We start from the raw sequence: 19,023 nt of genomic DNA on the forward strand, positions 1-19,023 counted from the left end.
GTCAGCCGACCTCGATGCGCTCTTCGACCAGGCCGTCGGCGGCGTCGGCGGCCTCGACCTCGGCCCTGGTGACGCCCAGCACGAACAGCACCGCGTCCAGGAACGGGTGCGAGAGCGCGGTGTCGGCCACCTCGCGCAGCGCGGGTTTGGCGTTGAAGGCCACGCCCAGGCCCGCGGTGCTGAGCATGTCGATGTCGTTGGCGCCGTCGCCCACGGCCACGCACTGGGCCAGCGGGATGTCGTGTTCGGCGGCGAAGCGGCGCAGTGCGACCGCCTTGCCCGCGCGGTCCACCACCTCGCCGGTGACCCGGCCGGTCAGCTTGCCCTCAACGATCTCCAGCTCGTTGGCGGCCACGAAGTCCAGCCGCAGTTCCTCGGCCAGGCCCGCGATGACCTGGGTGAACCCGCCGCTGACCACACCGCAGCGGAAGCCGAGCCTGCGCAGGGTGCGGATGGTGGTGCGGGCGCCGGGGGTCAGCTCCAGCGAGCGGCCGACCTCGGCCAGCACACCGGCGGGCAGTCCGGCCAGCAGGGATACCCGGCGTTCCAGGGACTGGGTGAAGTCGAGTTCACCGCGCATGGCGGCCTCGGTGATCTCCCTGACCTGCTCCTCGCAGCCGGCGTGCGCGGCGAGCATCTCGATGACCTCGCCCTGGATCAGGGTGGAGTCCACGTCGAAGACGACCAGCCGCTTGGCCCGGCGGGTCAGCCCGGCCTGCTCCACCGCGATGTCGACCTGGGCGCGCACCGAGACCTCGGCCATCGCGGCCCGCAGTTCGGCGTCGGCCTCGTCGGTGTCCCCGGCCGAGACCGCGAGTTCCAGGCCGGTGACCGGGTAGTCGGCCACCCGGCGGATCGAGTCGATGTTGGCGCCCAGCGCGGCCAGCCTGCGGGCCACCTCGGTGAAACCGCGGGCGGTGACCGGGCGGCCCATCACCACCAGCACGTGGCTGGAGCCGTGCTGGGCGGCGGAGCGCTCGCGGGCGCCGATCTCCACGTCCACGTGCATGCCCACGCTGGCCATGGCCTGTTCGGTCAGCTCCTGCAGGCCCTCCGGGTCGTGCGTGGTGGAGACCAGCACGCCGAGCACCAGGCGACTGCGGATCACCACCTGCTCGACGTCGAGCACCTCGACCCCGTGCCGGGTCAGCGCGGCGAAGAGCACGGAGGTCACCCCTGGCTTGTCCGGGCCGGTGACGGTGATCAGCACGGTGGTGGCTTTGCGGGTACTCACGGTTACCGAGTCTCCTCAGTCGACGGCGTCCTGCTCGATGCCCTGGCCGGAAAAGAGACGAGCCCCACAGCCGCCGGTGCGGTGGCTGTGGGGCTCCTCGTCGAGCCTTGCTACCCGGGCTCACCCGGGTTGATCAGCTCAGCGTGATTTCGGGTCGTCGCCGTGCTGCTCCGGCGGCTGGGTGGCGTTGGCCGCGACCTGCGAGGGTGCGGCAGGAGCCTCCTTGACCGCGACGGCGCCGTGCTTCTCCCGGTGCTTCTTGCCGACCTCGGCCTCGGCCCGCATCCGCTCCACCATGTGCGGGTAGTGCAGCTCGAAGGCCGGGCGCTCGGAGCGGATCCGGGGCAGCTCGGTGAAGTTGTGCCGCGGCGGCGGGCAGGAGGTCGCCCACTCCAGCGAGTTGCCGTAGCCCCACGGGTCGTCGACCTTGACGACCTCGCCGTAGCGGTAGCTCTTGAACACGTTCCAGATGAACGGCAGCGTGGACGCGCCGAGCAGGTACGCGCCGATCGTGGAGATCGAGTTGAGCGTGGTGAAACCGTCGCTTGGCAGGTAGTCGGCGTAGCGGCGCGGCATGCCCTCGTTGCCCAGCCAGTGCTGGACCAGGAAGGTCAGGTGGAAACCGATGAAGGTCGTCCAGAAGTGCAGCTTGCCGAGCTTCTCATCCAGCAGGCGCCCGGTCATCTTCGGGAACCAGAAGTAGATGCCGGCGAAGGTCGCGAAGGCGATCGTGCCGTAGAGCACGTAGTGGAAGTGCGCCACCACGAAGTAGGTGTCCGACACGTGGAAGTCGATCGCGGGCGCGGCCAGCAGCACGCCGGTGAGGCCACCGAAGAGGAAGGTGATGATGAAGCCCACCGAGAACAGCATCGGCGTCTCGAACGTCAACTGACCGCGCCACATGGTGCCGATCCAGTTGAAGAACTTGATGCCGGTGGGCACCGCGATCAGGAACGTGGTGAAGGCGAAGAAGGGCAGCAGCACCGCGCCGGTGGCGTACATGTGGTGCGCCCACACCGTCACCGACAGCGCGGCGATGGTGATGGTGGCCCAGATCAGCGCCTTGTAACCGAAGATCGGCTTCCGGCTGAACACCGGGAAGATCTCCGAGACGATGCCGAAGAACGGCAGCGCGACGATGTAGACCTCGGGGTGGCCGAAGAACCAGAACAGGTGCTGCCAGAGGATCACGCCGCCGTTGGCCGGGTCGAAGACGTGCGCACCCAGGTGCCGGTCGGCCAGCAGGCCGAGCAGCGCGGCGGTCAGGATCGGGAAGGCCATCAGCACGAGCAGGCTGGTGACCAGGATGTTCCAGGTGAACACCGGCATCCGCCACATGGTCATGCCGGGCGCGCGCAGGCACAGCACCGTGGTGATCATGTTGACGCCGCCGAGGATGGTGCCCAGACCGGAGACCACCAGACCGGAGATCCACAGGTCGGCGCCGATGCCGGGCGAGTGGATCGCGTTGGACAGCGGCGTGTAGGCGAACCAGCCGAAGTCGGCCGCGCCACCGGGGGTGATGAAGCCGGCCACCACGGTGAGGCCGCCGAAGAGGTAAAGCCAGTACGAGAAGGCGTTCAACCGGGGGAACGCCACATCCGGGGAGCCGATCTGCAACGGCAGGATGTAGTTGGCGAACCCGAACAGGATCGGCGTCGCGTAGAGCAACAGCATGATCGTGCCGTGCATGGTGAACATCTGGTTGTACTGCTCCTGCGAGAGGATCTGCATCCCCGGCAGGGCGAGTTCGGTGCGGATCAGCAGGGCCATCACGCCACCGACCATGAAGAAGGCCATGGACGTGACGAGGTACAGAATGCCGATCTGCTTGTGGTCCGTGGTGCGGAGCATCCGCAGCAGGAACGAACCCTTGACCGTCTGACGCGTCGGGAACGGACGCGTGGCGATCGGCTGAGGGGCTACGGCCGTCACGGTGCCTCCTGCACTGGCCTGTTGACCTGGTAATCACCTGCACTTGCCTGACCGCGGGCATGCGTAGGCAGACCGCGCATGGGAATCGTAGACCGCGAGCCCCGCCAGGGCTCGGTCGGGCTGGCAGGTTGCGTTGTGACGTTAGGCTGGTGGGGTGACCACGGCGCTCCGACCACGCCCGATGCGGGTACTGGGCCTGGCTCTGCTCGTGTTCACGGTGAGTTTCAGCGTGCTGGTGATGCACCAGGTCACCCATCCGAGTCACGGCTCGCACCAACCGGGGACGGTCGCGCACGAGCACCACGGCTCCGGCCTGGTGACCGTCTCGGCCCCGGCGGCAGCGCCCGCGGAACACCCGGTGCCCGGTGGGCACGACTCGATGCTGCACCTCTGCCTCGGCCTGATCGTCACGGTGGCCGGGCTGCTCGCGCTGGCCCTGCTGGGCTGGCTGCGCCGCGATCCGGCGGCCGCCCTGGACGGACTGGCCGCGCGGCTGGTCCGGCTGGTCCCGCGCGGACCACCGCCCAAGCTCTTCGACCTCGACACCCTCGGCGTGCTCCGACTCTGACCGGACCGGGTTGCCCCATCCAGTCATATTCGTAGGCATTCGAGGAGATTTGTCATGCGCGAGAACAAGCTGGTCCTGGCCGGTCTGGGTGTGCTCACCGCGATCACGCTCTCGGCCTGTGGCGGCGGGGCGTCGGCCGGGCACGACGACGGGCACGCGGGCGGTCACCCGGCCACCAGCGCCCCGGCGGCCAACGCCGGGCACAACGCGGCCGACATCACCTTCGCCCAGGGCATGATCCCGCACCACCAGCAGGCCCTGGACATGAGCAAGCTGGTGCCCAGCCGCACCGACAACGCCAAGGTGCGCGACCTGGCCAAGCGGATCCAGGACGGGCAGCAGCCGGAGATCGACAAGATGACCGGCTGGCTGAAGTCCTGGAACGCCCCGCTCCAGCCCGAGCACGGGGCTGACCACGGCGCGCACGGGATGATGTCGGCCGAGCAGATGACCCAGCTGCAGGCCGCGAGCAAGGCCGACTTCGACAAGCGCTGGCTGACCATGATGGTCGAGCACCACCGCGGCGCGGTCGTGATGGCCAAGGCCGAGCTGGCCCAGGGTCAGTCGGCCGAGGCCAAGCACCTGGCCGAGGAGGTCATCTCCGCGCAGGAGAAGGAGATCGCGGAGATGACCGGCCTGCTCAAGGGCTGAGCACCGGCTGCCGTCGTCGGCGCCGCCAGGCCAGCGCGCCGACGACGGCCAGCCACAGCAGGGTGATGATCACCAGCAGCGCCCCGGTCACGATGGTCCAGAACGCGTACCGGTAGCCATAGTCGGTGGCCGCGGCCCCGGCCAGTCCGGCGTCGGTGAACACCGGGCTCGGCGAGACCTGCCGCACGCCCTCGCCCGGGGTGACCACCGCGACCACCACGGCCTTGATCGCGCTGCGCGGCACCGAGCCCTTGAACTCGTTGTCCAGGTAGGCGCGGGAATCACGGGAGTTGCCGCGGTAGTCGCCGAGCAGCAGCATCCGGTCCTGCGGCACCCGCACGGTGAACCGCTGCGGCTGATGCTTGCCGCCGGTGGCCGGATCGTCGGTGCGCAGGTAGGTCTCGGTGATGGTGCGACCGTTGACCTGCAACCGGCCGTCCAGATCGCAGCAGATCACGCTGTCGCCGCCAATGCCGACCACCCGTTTGACCAGCTGCTCGCCGGGTTCCCGGCCGGGCCAGCCACTCTCGTTCGGGTCGAAGACCACCACGTCCCCGCGCTGTACCGAGGCGCCGCCGTCGGTCACCGGCCTGGTGATCGCCCGCTTGCCGGTGGCCAGGGTGTTCTCCATCGAGGAGGTCTCCACCCGGAACCGGTCATAGCGGTTGGCCAGCACGCCGATGCCGACGAAGGCCAGCACCAGGCCCAGCACGCAGATCACCAGCGGCAGCCGCCAGCCCGCCCGGACCGGCGAAGTCTCGTCCTCGTTGCCGGTCATCCCGGTCCCTTCCCGGCCTCAGCCGCGGCGACGGAGCAGGCGTGGCACGAACAGCGCCGCCGCGCCGAGCAGGATCAGCCCGGCCGCCAGCGGGATCAGCCAGCCGCCGTCGAAGCCGGTGGTGGCCAGGCCGGGGCTGCTGGTGCTGGTCACCGGCGGCGGGGTGGCGCTGACCGGGGTCTGGCTCGGGCTCGACGACGTGCTGGTGGTGCTCGTCGTCGTCGGGCGCGTGGTGGTGCTGCTCGTGGTCGTCCTCGTCGTCGTGCTGGTGGTCGTGGTGCTCGTGCTGGTGGGCGGGGTCTTGCTCCCGCAGGCGAACCAGTTCGTGGTCAGCGCGGGTTTCTGCGGCTGGGCGGGCGATTCCAGTGGCGCGTGCAGCCGCGGCCACGGCAGTGCGGTGAACGCGGAGGCTGGATAGATGTTGTAGCCGGGTCCGCCCTGGATCACGACCCCCGTGAGGGTGACACCCGGATCGACCGCGGTGACGGTGAGGTACCGGGAGTCCCTGGTGACGGTGACGTCGACCTGCTCGCCCTTGAGCCCGGTCGCCGCGCACCCGGTGGCCACCCCGGCGGCCGGGGTGGCGCGTTCGTCGCCGGACCAGGGGATCTGCGGGTCCGCGCCGGCGGCGCCCGCCGCCCCGAGCCAGGTGGTGAGGACCACGGCGGCCAGGGCGGCGGCGCGGCGGAGGGCGGGCGCGAGGGCGTGCATCAGCGAGGGCTCCTGCTCAAGACGGTGAGGGTTGAATCCAACAGTCCCATCGCCGCCGGAACAGCACTCGCTACCTGCTCGTTAGCCGTTCGTTGTGTGCACCGCGCAACGCTGCCACCCGATTCAGCGACTACGCCGGGTACGCAGCCGGGTCATCCCGAGCACCAGTCCGCCCGCGAACACCAGTGCGGCGCCCAGCCCGATCAGCCAGCCGCCGTCGAAGCCGGTGTTGGCCAGGTCGTCGTCATCAGCCACCGGGACCGGGACCGGCGTGCTGGTCGGCGCGGTGGTCCGCGGTGTGGTCGCGGCGGTGGAGGTACTGGTCGTGCCGCCGCCGCTGGTCGTCGTGGCGGTGGTGCTCGCGGTGCTGCTGCCCGGTTTGGTGGTGGCCGAACTCGAGTACGGCTTGGTGGTGGTGCTGGTGGTCGGCTTGGTGGTGGTCTGGGTCTGGCCGCAGGCGAACCAGTGGCTGATCTCCGGGATGTTGCCGTTCTGGCCGACCAGCGGGGAATGCAGGCCCGGCCAGGGCAGCAGGCCGAGGTTGGCGGGCAGGTACACGTTGTAGCCGGGGCCGCCCTTGACCACGATGCCGGTGACGGTCAGGCCCAGCGGCACGCCGGTGATGGTGAGGTGGCTGCCGGTGGCGATGTTCACCGTGAGCTGCCCGGTGATGAGCTGGCCGGGCAGGTTGGCGTGCGCGCAGGTGGTGGCGTTGCCGGGGAAGGCGGTGGCCCTCGGGTCACCGGCGGAGGTCGCTGTCGGCTGCGCGGCGGCCGAGCCTAGGAGACCGGCGGAGAGCAGCAGCGTCAGGGCGAGCAGACGGGAGAGGGTGGTGGGACGCATGGCCACTGCTCCAGGGGAGGTCGGGATCGGCGCCTGATCCTGCGCTCTGAACAGGGCTTTTTCACCCGGCTGACACCCAGCTCTTGGCCAGGTCGTGGCCAATTCGTGGCAAATCCGCTCAGCGGACCTCTGCCAGCGAGCGCACCGCGCCCTCGGCCAGGTACAGCGTGTAGTTGACCGAGGCCACCGGGTAGGTCTGCCGCTGGGTGTCCTTGGGCGGCGCGATGGTCTCGCTCTGGCTGAGCAGGGTGTGCGTGGCCGGGTCGATGACCAGCTCCCGGCGCAGGTCCGGCGAGCTGCCGTAGACCAGTGCGCGGCCTGCCCGGCCGAGTCGGTCGGTGGCCGGGGTCTCGGCGACCTCGGCGGACCTGGTGGCCACCGTCCAGGCGGCGGCGCGCTGTTGCGGGGTGGCGCCGATGGCCAGCAGCAGCTCGACGGCGTACCGGAGCCGTTCCCACCTGGTCACCGTGCCCTCGAACTGCTTCTGCCCGTTCTGCCGGATCCGCTGGGTCAGCTCGTCGAACTGGGTGGTCAGCTCCTCGGCGGTGGTGCCGAACTCGGTGACCGGGCGGCCGCCGACCTGGTCGGTGGGCAGCAGGTTGATGGTCTGGTAGTCCAGCCCGCTGGCCTCGGGATCGGTGCGGCGGCTCACGTTCGGCACGGTGCGGTCCTCCGGCCGCAGCCGCAGGCCGAGGTTCTTGCCGGTGTTGTCGGCCAGCCAGTTCGCGCACAGGCCGCGGTTGTCCACCGGGGCACAGCTGAGCACCTGGTGTGGTTCGAGTTTGGCCCGGATCGACCGCGGATCGCCGAGTTCGGCCCACAGTTCGGCGGTGTCCCGGATCTCCGCGGTGATGTCCACGAAGTCGCCGCCCAGGTGCCTGGTGCTGACGTACTGGTGGCCGGTGATCACCCTGCGGTAGCCGATATGCCCTGGCGCGGGCGATATCTGCACCGGAGTGTCCGGAGTGGACGGTTGCAGCAACGCGGGCACGGTGGCGGCCGCGCCAAGGCCCAGCACGGTGACCGCGGCCACCGCCAGCCAGGCGAACCGGGACCGTTTCGGCTGTCCACTGTGGACTGCTTCTTCGTCGGCCACCCGCAGCAGCCCGTCCAGCATCCGCTGTTCCAGCGGGCTCAACGGTTCCCGGTCCTGGCTCATAGTGAGCCCACCAGCGCGAGCACCGGATCGGGCAGCGCGGCGCGGAGTTTGCGGCGGGCCCTGGCCAGGCGCATCCGGGCCGCGGCCGGGGCGATGCCGAGCACCGATCCGGCCTCGGCCGCGCTCAGTCCGTCCATCGCGACCAGCAGGAACAGCTCGCGTTCGGCCGGGCTGAGCGCGTCGACGGCGTGTTGCAGCAGTTCGGCGCTGCGCGCGGCGTCGATCCGCCCGGCCAGTTCGCCGTGGTCCTCCGGGCTCAGTTCGCGGCGGCCGTAGACCCGCTGCAACGCCCTGGCCTCACGGCCCCTGGACCGGCCGTGCGCGGCGATCAGGGTGGCCGCGATACCGAACAGCCAGGCCCTCGGCGTGCCGCGAGCCGGGTCGTAGCGGCCTGCGGTGCGGATGACCTCGAGGAACACCGCCGCCACCAGGTCGGCGGCGTCGGTCGGGTTACCGAGCCTGCGCCCGGCGTAACCGAGCAGGGCACGCACGTGCCGACGGTACAGCTCGGCCAGCGCTTCCCGGTCGTGGCCGATGCGCGGCACCAGGTCCTCGTCCTCCGCCATCACGACCGGAATACGCCGAAGTCACCCGGTTGGTTGCCCAGGGAATGTTGCGCTGCCGACCGCATCGGCCAAGCACTGATGAACGAACCTTTCGGAAAGGCGTGAGGACTGTGGGCGGACGCGGGCGATACCTGGTCGGTGCGTTGCTGGCGGCGGCGGTCGGCGGGACGGGCGTGGCCGCCTACACCGTGCTGACCCCGCAGGGTCCGGTGACCGTGGCGGAACAGCCGGTGACCGTGCAGCCGCAGGCCGCGCCGGTGCCGGTGAACGAGGTCGCGCCGCCGCCGGCCGCCCCGCTGGCCGAGGGCGCGCGCGGGCCCGAGGTGCTCGCGGCGCAGAAGGTGCTGGCCGATCAGGGCTACCAGGTGCGCGAGGTGAACGGCGTCTTCGACACCGAGACGCGGCACGCGGTGATCGCCTTCCAGAAGGTGCACGAGCTGGAGCGGACCGGGATCATCGAGGCCGCCACCGCGGCCGCGCTGCGGCACCCGGTGCGGCCGGTTCCCCAGGCCCGCAAGGGTTTCCGGGTCGAGGTGGACCTGGCCAAGCAGGTCACCTACTTCCTGGACGGCAACGGCGCGATCGAGCGCGTCTACGACTCCTCCACCGGCCGGGACCAGCCGGGCAAGCACACCCCGACCGGGGAGTTCACCGTCACCCGGCAGATCAACGGCTGGCGCTACGCCCGGCTCGGCCCGATGTGGCGGCCCTCCTACATCGGCCAGGGTGGCAGCGACCAGGGAATCGCCTTCCACGGCGGGGAACCGGTGGAGACCTGGCCTGCCAGCAACGGTTGTATCCGGATGACCGATCCGAGTGTCAACGAGACGTTCGCGCTGCTGCGAGTGGGTACGAAGGTGCTCGTGCACCCGTGAGTTGAGCCACGACTGAGTGGTTTGCCGTGCGGTTGTTCACTTTTCCTGGGTATGGTGTCCGTTTGGCGTTGGCCTGTCCGGCGTTGAGACACCTACTTCCCGGAAGGGCCGGAGTTGACCGCAGTCGACGAGTCCTTGTTCGCCCCCACGACTATTCCTTTGGTGCCAGCCGTTTTCCGCGCTGGTGCGACCCCGGCTGAGCGGACTCTGCTCGACATCCTCAACACCACGGCCCGTCGGCACCCCACCGCCCCCGCGGTGGACGACGGCAGCACCACCCTGACCTACCGCGCCCTGCTCGCCGAGGTCGAGTCGGTGCGGCAACGCCTTGCCGCACACGGCATCGGCCGCGGCGACCGGGTCGGCGTGCGCATTCCTTCGGGTACGAACGAGTTGTACGTGGGCATCCTCGGCGTGCTCGCCGCGGGCGCGGCCTACGTGCCGGTGGACGCGGAGGATCCGGACGAACGGGCCGAACTGGTCTTCGGCGAGGCCGTGGTCTGCGCGGTGCTCGGCGCGAACGGCACGCTGACCCCGCACGCCACCCCCGGCGGCTCGGTGGGCGCGCCGACCCTGGACGACGACGCCTGGATCATCTTCACCTCCGGCTCCACCGGCAAGCCAAAGGGCGTCGCGGTCAGCCACCGCAGTGCGGCCGCCTTCGTCGACGCCGAGGCCGGGCTGTTCCTCACCGAGGAGCCGATCGGGCCCGGCGACCGGGTGCTGGCCGGGCTGTCGGTGGCCTTCGACGCCTCCTGCGAGGAGATGTGGCTGGCCTGGCGGCACGGGGCCTGCCTGGTCAGCGCGCCGCGCTCGCTGGTGCGCACCGGCATGGACCTGGGCCCGTGGCTGGTCCGCAACGAGATCACCGTGGTCTCCACCGTGCCCACGCTGGCCGCGCTGTGGCCAGCGGAATGCCTGGACGACGTGCGGCTGCTCATCTTCGGCGGCGAGGCATGCCCGCCGGAGTTGGCCGAGCGGGTCGCGGTCGAGGGCCGCGAGGTCTGGAACACCTACGGGCCGACCGAGGCCACCGTGGTCGCCTGCGCCGCCCCGCTGACCGGCACCCCGCCGGTGCGGATCGGCCTGCCGCTGGACGGCTGGGAGCTGGCCGTGGTGGACGCGGCCGGACAGGTCGTGGCGATGGGCGAGACCGGCGAGCTGGTGATCGGCGGGGTCGGCCTGGCCAGGTACCTGGACCCGGCCAAGGACGCGGAAAAGTACGCGCCGCTGCCCGCGCTCGGCTGGGACCGCGCCTACCGCAGTGGCGACCTGGTGCGCGCCGAGGCCGAGGGCCTGCTGTTCCTCGGCCGGGCCGACGAGCAGGTCAAGCTCGGCGGACGGCGGATCGAACTGGGCGAGGTGGACGCGGCCCTGCAGGCCCTGCCCGGCATCGCCGGTGCGGCCGCCGCGGTACGCAACACCAAGGGCGGCAACCAGATCCTGGTCGGCTACCTCGCACTCGCTTCGGCTGAGGAGCCCTTCGACAAAGCCGCGGCCTTGGAGCGCCTGCGTTCCGCGCTGCCCGCGGCGCTGGTGCCGCTGCTGGCCGTGGTCGACACGCTGCCCACCCGCACCTCCGGCAAGGTCGACCGCGACGCGCTGCCCTGGCCGCTGACCACCGACGAACTCCCCGGCGCCGCACCGCAGCTGGCAGGCACCCAGGCGTGGCTGGCCGAGCAGTGGACCGAGATCCTCGGCCTGCCGCCGGAGTCCGCCGACGCCGACTTCTTCGCCAGCGGCGGCGGCAGCCTGGCCGCCGCGCAACTCATCTCGCTGGTGCGGCGCAGTTACCCGGGCAGCTCGGTGAGCGACCTCTACCAGCACTCCACCCTGGCCCAGCTGGCCGCCCGGCTGGACGAGCTGGGTGCCGAGGAAGCCACCGTGCGGGTGGTCAAGTCGACCCCGCGCCGGGCCTCGCTGGTGCAGCTGCTGGTGCTGCTGCCGCTGCTGACCCTGGTCGGCCTGCGCTGGATCGTCGCGCTGGCCGCGCTGAACAACGTGCTCAACCTGTTCGGCTCCTACACCTGGGCGCCCACCATCTCCTGGTGGTGGGTTGGCGCCGGCGCGGCGCTGCTGTTCAGCCCGCCGGGACGGATCGCCATCGCCGCCGGTGGTGCGCGGATCCTGTTGCGCCGCCTGCGTCCTGGCAGCTACCCACGTGGTGGCAGCGTGCACCTGCGGCTGTGGGCCGCCGACCGGCTGGCCGTGCTCAGCGGCGCGGGCAAGCTCTCCGGCGGCTGGATCACCACCTACGCCAAGGCGCTGGGCGTGCGGATCGGCGCGGACGTGGACCTGCACGCCGCTCCCCCGGTGACCGGCATGCTCAAGCTGGGCAAGGGTTGTGCGGTGGAGCCCGAGGTCGACTTGGCCGGGCACTGGCTGGACGGCGACGTGGTGCACGTGGGCCGGATCCGGATCGGCGCAGGCGCGGTGATCGGCTCGCGCAGCACGGTCTTCCCCGGCGCGCGGATCGGCAAGCGGGCCGAGATCGCCGCCGGTTCGGTGGTGCGTGGCTCGGTGCCCGCGGGTCAGCACTGGGGCGGCGTGCCGGCCACCCGGTCCAGCAAGCCCAAGAGCAAGCGGCCCAACAAGACCGCCGCGCGCAGCCGCCGCTGGTCCTTCCTCTACGGCAGCACCTCGCTCGGCCTTGACCTGCTGCCGGTGCTGGCCGTGCTGCCCGCGATCGCGCTGCTGGGCTGGTTCGTGGCTGACGACACCACGCTGTCCGGGGCGATCGGCAGCGCGTTGCTGGCCGCGCCGCTGGCCGCGATCGCCTACCTGGCGACCACCGCGTTGTTCGTGCTGGTCGGGGTGCGGTTGTTCAGCCTGGGGCTGCACGCCGGATACCACCCGGTGCACGGCCGGATCGCCTGGCAGGCCTGGACCGTGGAGCGGTTGATGAACCACTCCAGGTCCGCGTTGTTCCCCTTCTACGCCAGCCTGTTCACCCCGGTCTGGCTGCGGATGCTGGGCATGAAGGTGGGCCGCCGTGTGGAGGCGTCCACCGTGCTCGCACTGCCCTCGCTGACCACGGTGGCCGATGGCGCGTTCCTGGCCGATGACACCATGGTCGGCTCCTACGAACTCGGCGGCGGCTGGCTGCGCATCGACGAGGTGCGCATCGGCAAACGCGCCTTCCTCGGCAACTCCGGGATGACCGCGCCTGGCCGTTCGGTGCCCAACCGCGGCCTGGTCGGCGTGCTCTCCGCGGCGCCGAAGCGGGCCAAGGCGGGCAGCTCCTACCTGGGCATGCCGCCGATCAAACTGCCGCGCAACACCGAGAAGCGCGATGAGGGCCGTACCTTCGCCCCGCCGCGCCGCCTGGTGCTGGCCCGCGCGCTGGTCGAGCTGTGCCGGGTGATCCCGGTGATGGCCACCGTCGCGCTGGCCGTGCTCACCCTGGCCGCCTTCGAGGTCGTCGCCGCGCAGGCGGGCTTCGGGATGGCGCTGCTGGTCAGCGGCCTGGTGCTGTTCGGGGCCGGGGTGCTGGCCTGTGTGGTCTCCAGTGCCGCGAAGTGGGTGCTGGTCGGGCGGTTCCGCGCGGTGGAGCACCCGCTGTGGAGTTCCTTCGTGTGGCGTAACGAGCTGGCCGACACCTTCGTCGAGGTGCTCGCGGTGCCCTGGCTGGCCGGTGCGGTCGGCGGCACCCCGCTGATGAACCTGTGGCTGCGCTCGCTGGGCGCCAGCGTGGGCAAGGGCGTCTGGTGCGAGACCTACTGGCTGCCCGAGGCCGACCTGGTCAGCCTGGGCGCCGGCGCCAGTGTGAACCGCGGCTGCGTGGTGCAGACACACCTGTTCCACGACCGGATCATGCGGATGGACGTGGTCACCCTGGCCGCCGGTTCGACCATGGGCCCGCACGGCATCGTGCTGCCCGGGGCCACCGTCGGCGCGGGCGCCACCGTCGGACCCGGCTCGCTGGTGATGCGCGGCGAGACCGTCCCGGCCGACACCCGCTGGCTGGGCAACCCGATCGCCGCCTGGCAGCCGGAAGGATCCCGCCGAGGGTGAACCACCAGCCCTACTTCCCCCACCACGGCAACGAGGGGTACCGGGTCCGGCACTACGACCTGGACCTGGACTACCGCCCCAACTCGCACCGGCTGACCGGCCGGGCCAGCGTGATCGCGGTCGCCGAGCAGGCGCTGCCGTCGATCGTGCTGGACTTCGGCCGGTTCCGGGTGGACCGGGTGCTCGTGGACGGCAAGCGGCCGGCCAAGTGGTCGCACGCCAACGGCAAGCTCCGGCTGCGCCCGGCCAGGCCGCTGGCCCCTGGCGCGGAGTTCACCGTGGAGGTCCGCTACGCCGGTCCGCCGCATCCGGTGCGCAGCGCGTTCGGCGAGATCGGCTGGGACCAGCTCACCGACGGCGCCATCGTGGCCAGCCAGCCCACCGGCGCGCCGAGCTGGTTCCCGTGCGATGACCGCCCCGGATCCAAGGCCACCTACCGGATCGCGGTGACCGCGCCCAGCGAGTACACCGTCTTCGCCAACGGCAGGCTGCGCTCGGTCAAGGAGCACGGCGGCAGCGCCACCTGGGTGCACCACCAGTCCGCGCCGATGCCCAGCTACCTCGCCACCGTCCAAATCGGACGGTACGAGATCCTGGAGCTGCCAGGGCCGGTGCACCAGCCCGCCGGGGTGCCCGCGGCGCTGGAATCGTTGTTCCGGCACGACTTCGCGCGTCAGCCGGAGATGCTGCGGGTGTTCCAGGAGCTGTTCGGCCCTTACCCGTTCGAGGAATACGCGGTGGTGGTCGCCGACGACGAGCTGGACGTGCCGATCGAGGCGCAGGGCCTGTCCGTGTTCGGCCGCAACCATCTGGACGGCCGACGCGGGCACGAACGCCTGGTGGCGCACGAGCTGGCGCACCAGTGGTTCGGCAACAGCCTCACCCTGGCCGACTGGCGGGACATCTGGCTGCACGAGGGTTTCGCCTGCTACGCGGAATGGCTGTGGTTCGAGTTCGCCGACGGGGTGCCCGCATCCGTGCCGGCGCAACGGTTCATGCGCAAGCTGGCCGGACTGCCACAGGACCTGGTGATCGGTGATCCCGGCCCGGCCCGGATGTTCGACGACCAGGTGTACGACCGGGGCGCGCTGACCCTGCACACGCTGCGGCGGCACATCGGCGATCCGGCGTTCTTCAAGCTGCTCAAGGAATGGACCGCCACCCACCGGCACGGCTCGGTGCGCACCGCGGACTTCATCGCGCTGGCCCAGCGGCACTGCGCGCACCCGCTGGACGGGTTGTTCCGCAAGTGGCTGTTCGAACCGGCGCTGCCCCCGGCGGTGTGAGCCGGGGGCAGGAGCAGGCGCGGATCAGAACGCGATCCGGCGGACCCGGTGCGGGGCGGTCAGCCCGAAGAAGCGCACCCGGTGCCCGGTGGCCGCGGTCAGGCCGCGATCGCCGTTGGCCTCGATGATCTCGATCTTGTTGTTGTCCCGGTTGAGGCCAAGGTAGATCATCACGTGGTCGTACTGGCCGTCGTTGCCCCAGTCGTAGAAGAGCAGGTCACCAGGCTTGCGGCTGCCGTCGTTGACGATCGTGCCGAGGTTCTTGCCGTAGAAGTCGGCGTTGTGGTCGCCCGGGTTGCGGCCTGCCTTGGCCAGCGCGTGGTGCACCAGGCCGGAGCAGTCGAAACCGGCGCCGGTGCTGTTGTTGCACCTGGAGTCGGGGGTGCCGAAGGTGGGGCCGTTCTCGTTGCCGCCGCCCCAGCAGTAGGACAGCCCGTGCTGGGTGACCGCGGCCTCGGTGAACGCCCTGGCCCGGCCAGGGTCCTGCCACGGGTAGTGCGGTCCGGCGGCGGCCGAGGGGGCCAGGCCGACGGCCAGCGAACCGGCGGCGGCGAAGGCGAGCAGGGCGACGGTGAACCGGCGCAGCACAGCGTGAACTCGGGACATGACTGGCACCTCACAAGCGGAATGTCCGGCGGGACAACGGGTATGACGTCGTGCTCGCCGGTGGCCACCGCGAACGAGGGCAACGCTACGAGTTACTACGATTTCGTAGTATCGGCCAAATGGCGCAACTCGTGCGAGTGACTACTTCCGCCGCGGGGCAGCTTCCTCAGCCAGGCGCGCGCGGCGGGGCGCCGGGCCGAGGCTCTGTTCCAGCACGAACATCAGCCTCCGCAGCAGGTGCTCCAGCTCGGCCAGTTCGGTCGGGCCCAGCGGGCTGATCGCCTCCCGCTCCCGTCGGGCCTGTTCGGTGACCACGGAAAGGAAGATCCGCTGGCCTTCCGCGGTCAGCTCGGCCGGGGTGGAGCGGCGGTCGTTTCCGCTGACCGAGCGGATGATCAGCCCGGCCTTCTGCAGGCGTTCCAGGCGGCTGGTGATCGTGGTGGCCGGGCTGAGCGTGCCGGCGGCGAGCTGGGTCGGGGTGAGCTGATGCGGCGGGCCGACCCAGTACAGCCGGGCCAGGATCTCGTAGTCGGCCGAGCTGAGCCCCTGCGGCGCGGCGCATTCCGCGGCCAGTCGTTCCAGGTAGCGGCTGGCCAGGTGCAGCCGGTCGACCACGCCCTCCACGGCGGGGTCGAGGCCGGGGATGACCTTCGCCCACTCGGGCACCCCGGAGTCGGTCTCATCAGGCGGCGGCGTGTTCGTCACCCGGCCGACCCTAGCTCGCTGACGCAGAATGGCCGGTATGAGCACCGCGAGCAGGAGAACCTTCCTCAGCCTGGCGGCCGCGACCGCGATCCCGGTCCTGGCCGCCCGGCCCGCGCCGGCGGCGGACAAGTACCCGTCCAACACCGCGCTCTACGCCGACCCTGATCTGGTGGAGGGCATCGACTACGCCCGCCGGTACCGCAGGCCGGAACGCTTCGACGACGACCTGCGGCAGCGGTTTCCGTTCCCGGACACCGCGATCCTGGCCCCGCACGGCGGCGGGATCGAGGGCGGCACCTCCGAGCTGTGCCACGCCATCGGCGGCTACCACCCCGGCACCCTGGAACCCACGCCGGCGGACGGGCCGCGGTATGACCTGTGGATGTTCGAGGGCATCCGCCCCGCCGACAACAGCGAACTGCACGTGACCTCCGCGCACTGCGACGATCCGGTGGCGCGGGCGCTGGCCGGTGGCGCGCGGCGGGCGCTGGGCGTGCACGGCTGCTCCCCCGCCCAGCTCGGCCTGCCTGCCGGGGCGCGGGCGGTGCTGGTCGGCGGGCGGGACGACCCGCTCCGGCAGGCACTGCTGAACCGGTTGGCGGCGGCCGGTTTCCAGGCCGTGGACGGGGTGGGCCACCCGACGCTGTCCGGGCGGGATCCGGAGAACATCGCCAACCGCACGCTCAGCGGTGGCGGCGGCCAGCTCGAACTCACCACCGGCCTGCGGGATGCCATGTTCGGCACCAACACCCGGCCGGAACGCCGGTACACCACCACGCAGGTCTTCTGGGACTTCGTCTCCGCCGTCCGGGTGGCGATCGCGGATGTGGCGTTGACCTCCAGTTAGGTGGAGATTCTAACTTCGTTGTATGGCAATCGAACTGAACCACACCATCGTCCACGCCACCGACAAGAAGGTCGCGGCGGAGTTCCTCACCGGGCTGCTCGGACTGCCGGACGCCGTGCCGTTCGGGCCTTTCCTGGCGGTGGAACTGTCCAATCAGGTCACGCTCGACTACCTGGACGTCGAGGGCACCCCTGTTCCCAACCACTACGCGTTCATGATCAGCGAGACCGAGTTCGACGAGATCTACGGCCGGATCACCGAGCGCGGCCTGGACCACTGGGCCGACCCGACGCAGACCCGGCCGAATGAGATCAACACCAACGACGGCGGGCGCGGGGTGTACTTCCTCGGGCCGGACGGGCACGTGCTGGAGATCATCACCCGCCCGTACGGCAGCGGGGAGTGACCGGCTCGCAACCGATCGTAGCCTGCACAGTATCTTCACACTCTCTCCGCCCCCTCTCCATGGCCGCCGCCTAGGGTCAGCGCCATGGCAGGGGAAACGCACCGGGTGCTGGTGGTCGAGGACGAGTTGACCATCGCCAGCTCCATCGCGGTCCGGCTGCGGGCCGAGGGCTTCGCGGTGGAGCTGGCGCACGACGGGCCGGCCGCGGTGGCCAAGGCCGCCGAGCTGGACCCGGACCTGGTGGTGCTGGACATCATGCTGCCCGGCTTCGACGGGCTGGAGGTGTGCAGGCGGATCCAGGCCAGGCGCGCGGTGCCGGTGCTGATGCTCACCGCGCGGGACGACGAGACCGACCTGCTGGTCGGGCTGGCCGTCGGCGCGGATGACTACCTGACCAAACCGTTCTCCATCCGGGAGCTGGCCGCCCGGGTGCACGCGCTGCTCCGGCGGGTGGAACGGGCCGCGCAGGCCCGCACCGCCGGGGTGACGCTGCGGGTGGGGGACCTCGAGATCGACCCGGTGGAACGGCGGGTGCACCGGGCCGGGACCGAGGTCCACCTCACCCCGACCGAGTTCGAGCTGCTGACCAGGCTGGCCGAGCGGCCGCGTGCGGTGCTGCCCCGCGAGCAACTGCTCGCCGAGGTGTGGGGCTTCGCCGGACCGGCGGCCACCCGCACCGTGGACAGTCACGTGAAAGCGTTGCGGCGCAAGCTCGGCAGCGATGTGATCCGCACCGTGCACGGTATCGGCTACGCGCTGGAGACGCCGTGAGAAAGCTGCGGCGGTGGGCGAACGCGGTCTGGGACGTGCTGCCCAGACCACTGGACCCGGTGCGCTCCATCAAGCTCAAGCTGGGCCTGCTGGTCATCGGGTCGGTGACGGTGGCGATGGCCTTCTTCTGGTGGCAGATCGGCTGGATCCCGCCGCGCACCACCTTCACCGCGCTGCTCGGCGCGCTGCTGGCCTCCCAGCTGATCGCGCACGGGATGACCAAACCGTTGCGGGACATGACCTCGGCCGCGATCGGCATGGCCGCCGGGGACTACCGCAAGCGGGTGCGGGCCACCTCCAAGGACGAGGTGGGCCAGCTCGCCACCGCGTTCAACCAGATGGCCGCGGACCTGGGCGCCGCCGATCAGCAGCGCCGGGACCTGATCGCGAACGTCTCGCACGAGCTGCGCACGCCGATCACCGCGTTGCGCGCGGTGCTGGAGAACGTGGTGGACGGGGTCACCCAGCCCGACTCGGCCACCATGCACACCGCGCTGGCGCAGACCGAACGCCTCGGCCTGCTGGTCACCGAACTGCTGGACCTGTCCCGGATCGACGCGGGGGCGCTCACCCTGGACAAGGAGCACTGCGCGCTGGCGCCGATGCTGGCCCAGGCGGTGGCCGAGACCGAGGTGATGACCGCGGTGGCCGGGCGCGGGGTGCGGTTCACCATGGCGGTGGACCCGCCGGCGGCCGTGGTGCTGGCCGACCAGGGCAGGCTGCACCAGGTGCTGGTGAACCTGCTGGACAACGCGGCCCGGCACGGTCCGCCCGGCGGACGGGTGTGGATCAGTGCCAGCGCCGGGCCGGAATCGGTGGTGCTGGAGGTCCGCGATGAGGGGCCGGGTATCCCGCCTGCCGAGCGGGACCGGGTGTTCGAGCGGTTCACCAGGGGGGAACGGGCCGGCGGTGGCGGGACCGGGCTGGGCCTGGCCATCGCGCGCTGGGTGGTGGATCTGCACGGCGGGACGATTTCCGCGACCGGACCGGAGACCGGGGGCTGCCGGATCCGGGTGACGTTGCCGAACTTGGCTGACTGACTGGGTTTTCGCACTTGCCGGGCCACGG

The 19,023-nt window shown here is 71.1% G+C and carries 18 protein-coding genes; 9 read left to right on the top strand and 9 right to left on the bottom strand.

Going from position 1 to position 19,023, the window contains the following annotated elements:
- Position 1 precedes the first annotated feature (1 nt).
- Both serB and ctaD read right to left on the bottom strand, forming a co-directional pair.
- Positions 2-1,234 carry a phosphoserine phosphatase SerB gene (gene serB / locus HNR67_RS42800; protein ID WP_185009685.1) on the bottom strand — a complete coding sequence of 411 codons (1,233 nt, stop codon included), beginning with the start codon at positions 1,232-1,234 and terminating at the stop codon, positions 2-4.
- A 138-nt stretch (positions 1,235-1,372) separates the two neighbouring features.
- On the bottom strand, positions 1,373-3,169 hold the full coding sequence (gene ctaD / locus HNR67_RS42805) for an aa3-type cytochrome oxidase subunit I (RefSeq protein ID WP_185009686.1): 1,797 nt from the start codon (positions 3,167-3,169) through the stop codon (positions 1,373-1,375).
- A 154-nt stretch (positions 3,170-3,323) separates the two neighbouring features.
- On the opposite strand from ctaD, the gene HNR67_RS42810 reads away from it, so the two are divergent.
- A complete protein-coding gene (locus HNR67_RS42810; protein WP_185009688.1) occupies positions 3,324-3,737 on the top strand; it encodes a hypothetical protein in 414 nt (137 codons plus the stop codon).
- Between the two features lie 54 nt (positions 3,738-3,791).
- On the top strand, positions 3,792-4,388 hold the full coding sequence (locus HNR67_RS42815; RefSeq protein WP_185009690.1) for a DUF305 domain-containing protein: 597 nt from the start codon (positions 3,792-3,794) through the stop codon (positions 4,386-4,388).
- Here the strand turns inward: HNR67_RS42815 and lepB are convergent.
- From lepB to HNR67_RS42840, 5 genes are all read right to left on the bottom strand, one after another.
- Positions 4,378-5,166 (bottom strand): signal peptidase I, encoded by a 789-nt coding sequence (gene lepB, locus HNR67_RS42820; protein ID WP_185009692.1) that lies wholly within the window; start codon positions 5,164-5,166, stop codon positions 4,378-4,380. The two genes, HNR67_RS42815 and lepB, sit on opposite strands and share 11 nt — an antisense overlap.
- Positions 5,167-5,184: 18 nt before the next feature.
- Complete coding sequence (locus HNR67_RS42825) at positions 5,185-5,877, bottom strand: hypothetical protein (protein ID WP_185009693.1); 693 nt, start codon at positions 5,875-5,877, stop codon at positions 5,185-5,187.
- A 123-nt stretch (positions 5,878-6,000) separates the two neighbouring features.
- Positions 6,001-6,720, bottom strand: a complete 720-nt coding sequence (locus HNR67_RS42830) for a hypothetical protein (protein ID WP_185009695.1) — start codon at positions 6,718-6,720, stop codon at positions 6,001-6,003.
- A 118-nt stretch (positions 6,721-6,838) separates the two neighbouring features.
- Positions 6,839-7,879, bottom strand: coding sequence for a hypothetical protein (locus HNR67_RS42835; protein ID WP_185009697.1), 1,041 nt, complete (start codon positions 7,877-7,879; stop codon positions 6,839-6,841).
- On the bottom strand, positions 7,876-8,445 hold the full coding sequence (locus tag HNR67_RS42840; RefSeq protein ID WP_185009699.1) for an RNA polymerase sigma factor: 570 nt from the start codon (positions 8,443-8,445) through the stop codon (positions 7,876-7,878). Before HNR67_RS42840 ends, HNR67_RS42835 begins: the two co-directional genes overlap by 4 nt.
- 110 nt (positions 8,446-8,555) lie before the next feature.
- On the opposite strand from HNR67_RS42840, the gene HNR67_RS42845 reads away from it, so the two are divergent.
- The 3 genes from HNR67_RS42845 (at position 8,556) to HNR67_RS42855 (ending at position 14,620) form a co-directional block, all read left to right on the top strand.
- A complete protein-coding gene (locus tag HNR67_RS42845) occupies positions 8,556-9,320 on the top strand; it encodes a L,D-transpeptidase family protein (RefSeq protein WP_185009701.1) in 765 nt (254 codons plus the stop codon).
- Positions 9,321-9,434: 114 nt separating this feature from the next.
- Positions 9,435-13,334: a Pls/PosA family non-ribosomal peptide synthetase gene (locus HNR67_RS42850; RefSeq protein ID WP_185009703.1), complete on the top strand. Its 3,900-nt coding sequence runs from the start codon at positions 9,435-9,437 to the stop codon at positions 13,332-13,334.
- Positions 13,331-14,620, top strand: a complete 1,290-nt coding sequence (locus HNR67_RS42855; protein ID WP_312989416.1) for a M1 family metallopeptidase — start codon at positions 13,331-13,333, stop codon at positions 14,618-14,620. Before HNR67_RS42850 ends, HNR67_RS42855 begins: the two co-directional genes overlap by 4 nt.
- Before the next feature lie 24 nt (positions 14,621-14,644).
- Here HNR67_RS42855 and HNR67_RS42860 read toward each other — a convergent pair whose 3' ends face one another.
- Both HNR67_RS42860 and HNR67_RS42865 read right to left on the bottom strand, forming a co-directional pair.
- Positions 14,645-15,226, bottom strand: a complete 582-nt coding sequence (locus HNR67_RS42860; RefSeq protein ID WP_185009705.1) for a C40 family peptidase — start codon at positions 15,224-15,226, stop codon at positions 14,645-14,647.
- Between the two features lie 141 nt (positions 15,227-15,367).
- Positions 15,368-15,931, bottom strand: coding sequence for a MarR family winged helix-turn-helix transcriptional regulator (locus HNR67_RS42865; protein ID WP_185009707.1), 564 nt, complete (start codon positions 15,929-15,931; stop codon positions 15,368-15,370).
- Positions 15,932-15,968: 37 nt separating this feature from the next.
- Here HNR67_RS42865 and HNR67_RS42870 point away from each other — a divergent pair, with 37 nt between their 5' ends.
- From HNR67_RS42870 to HNR67_RS42885, 4 genes are all read left to right on the top strand, one after another.
- Entirely contained in the window at positions 15,969-16,778 is an 810-nt protein-coding gene (locus HNR67_RS42870) for a poly-gamma-glutamate hydrolase family protein (RefSeq protein WP_221490245.1), read from the top strand.
- Between the two features lie 22 nt (positions 16,779-16,800).
- The gene (locus HNR67_RS42875) at positions 16,801-17,184 is read left to right on the top strand and encodes a VOC family protein (protein ID WP_185009711.1); all 384 of its coding nucleotides are present in this window, start codon (positions 16,801-16,803) and stop codon (positions 17,182-17,184) included.
- 84 nt (positions 17,185-17,268) lie between these two features.
- Entirely contained in the window at positions 17,269-17,955 is a 687-nt protein-coding gene (locus tag HNR67_RS42880; protein ID WP_185009713.1) for a response regulator transcription factor, read from the top strand.
- On the top strand, positions 17,952-18,995 hold the full coding sequence (locus tag HNR67_RS42885; RefSeq protein ID WP_312989421.1) for a HAMP domain-containing sensor histidine kinase: 1,044 nt from the start codon (positions 17,952-17,954) through the stop codon (positions 18,993-18,995). Before HNR67_RS42880 ends, HNR67_RS42885 begins: the two co-directional genes overlap by 4 nt.
- The last annotated feature ends 28 nt before the right edge of the window (positions 18,996-19,023 follow it).

The organism is Crossiella cryophila (genome assembly GCF_014204915.1).
Lineage (GTDB): Bacteria > Actinomycetota > Actinomycetes > Mycobacteriales > Pseudonocardiaceae > Crossiella > Crossiella cryophila.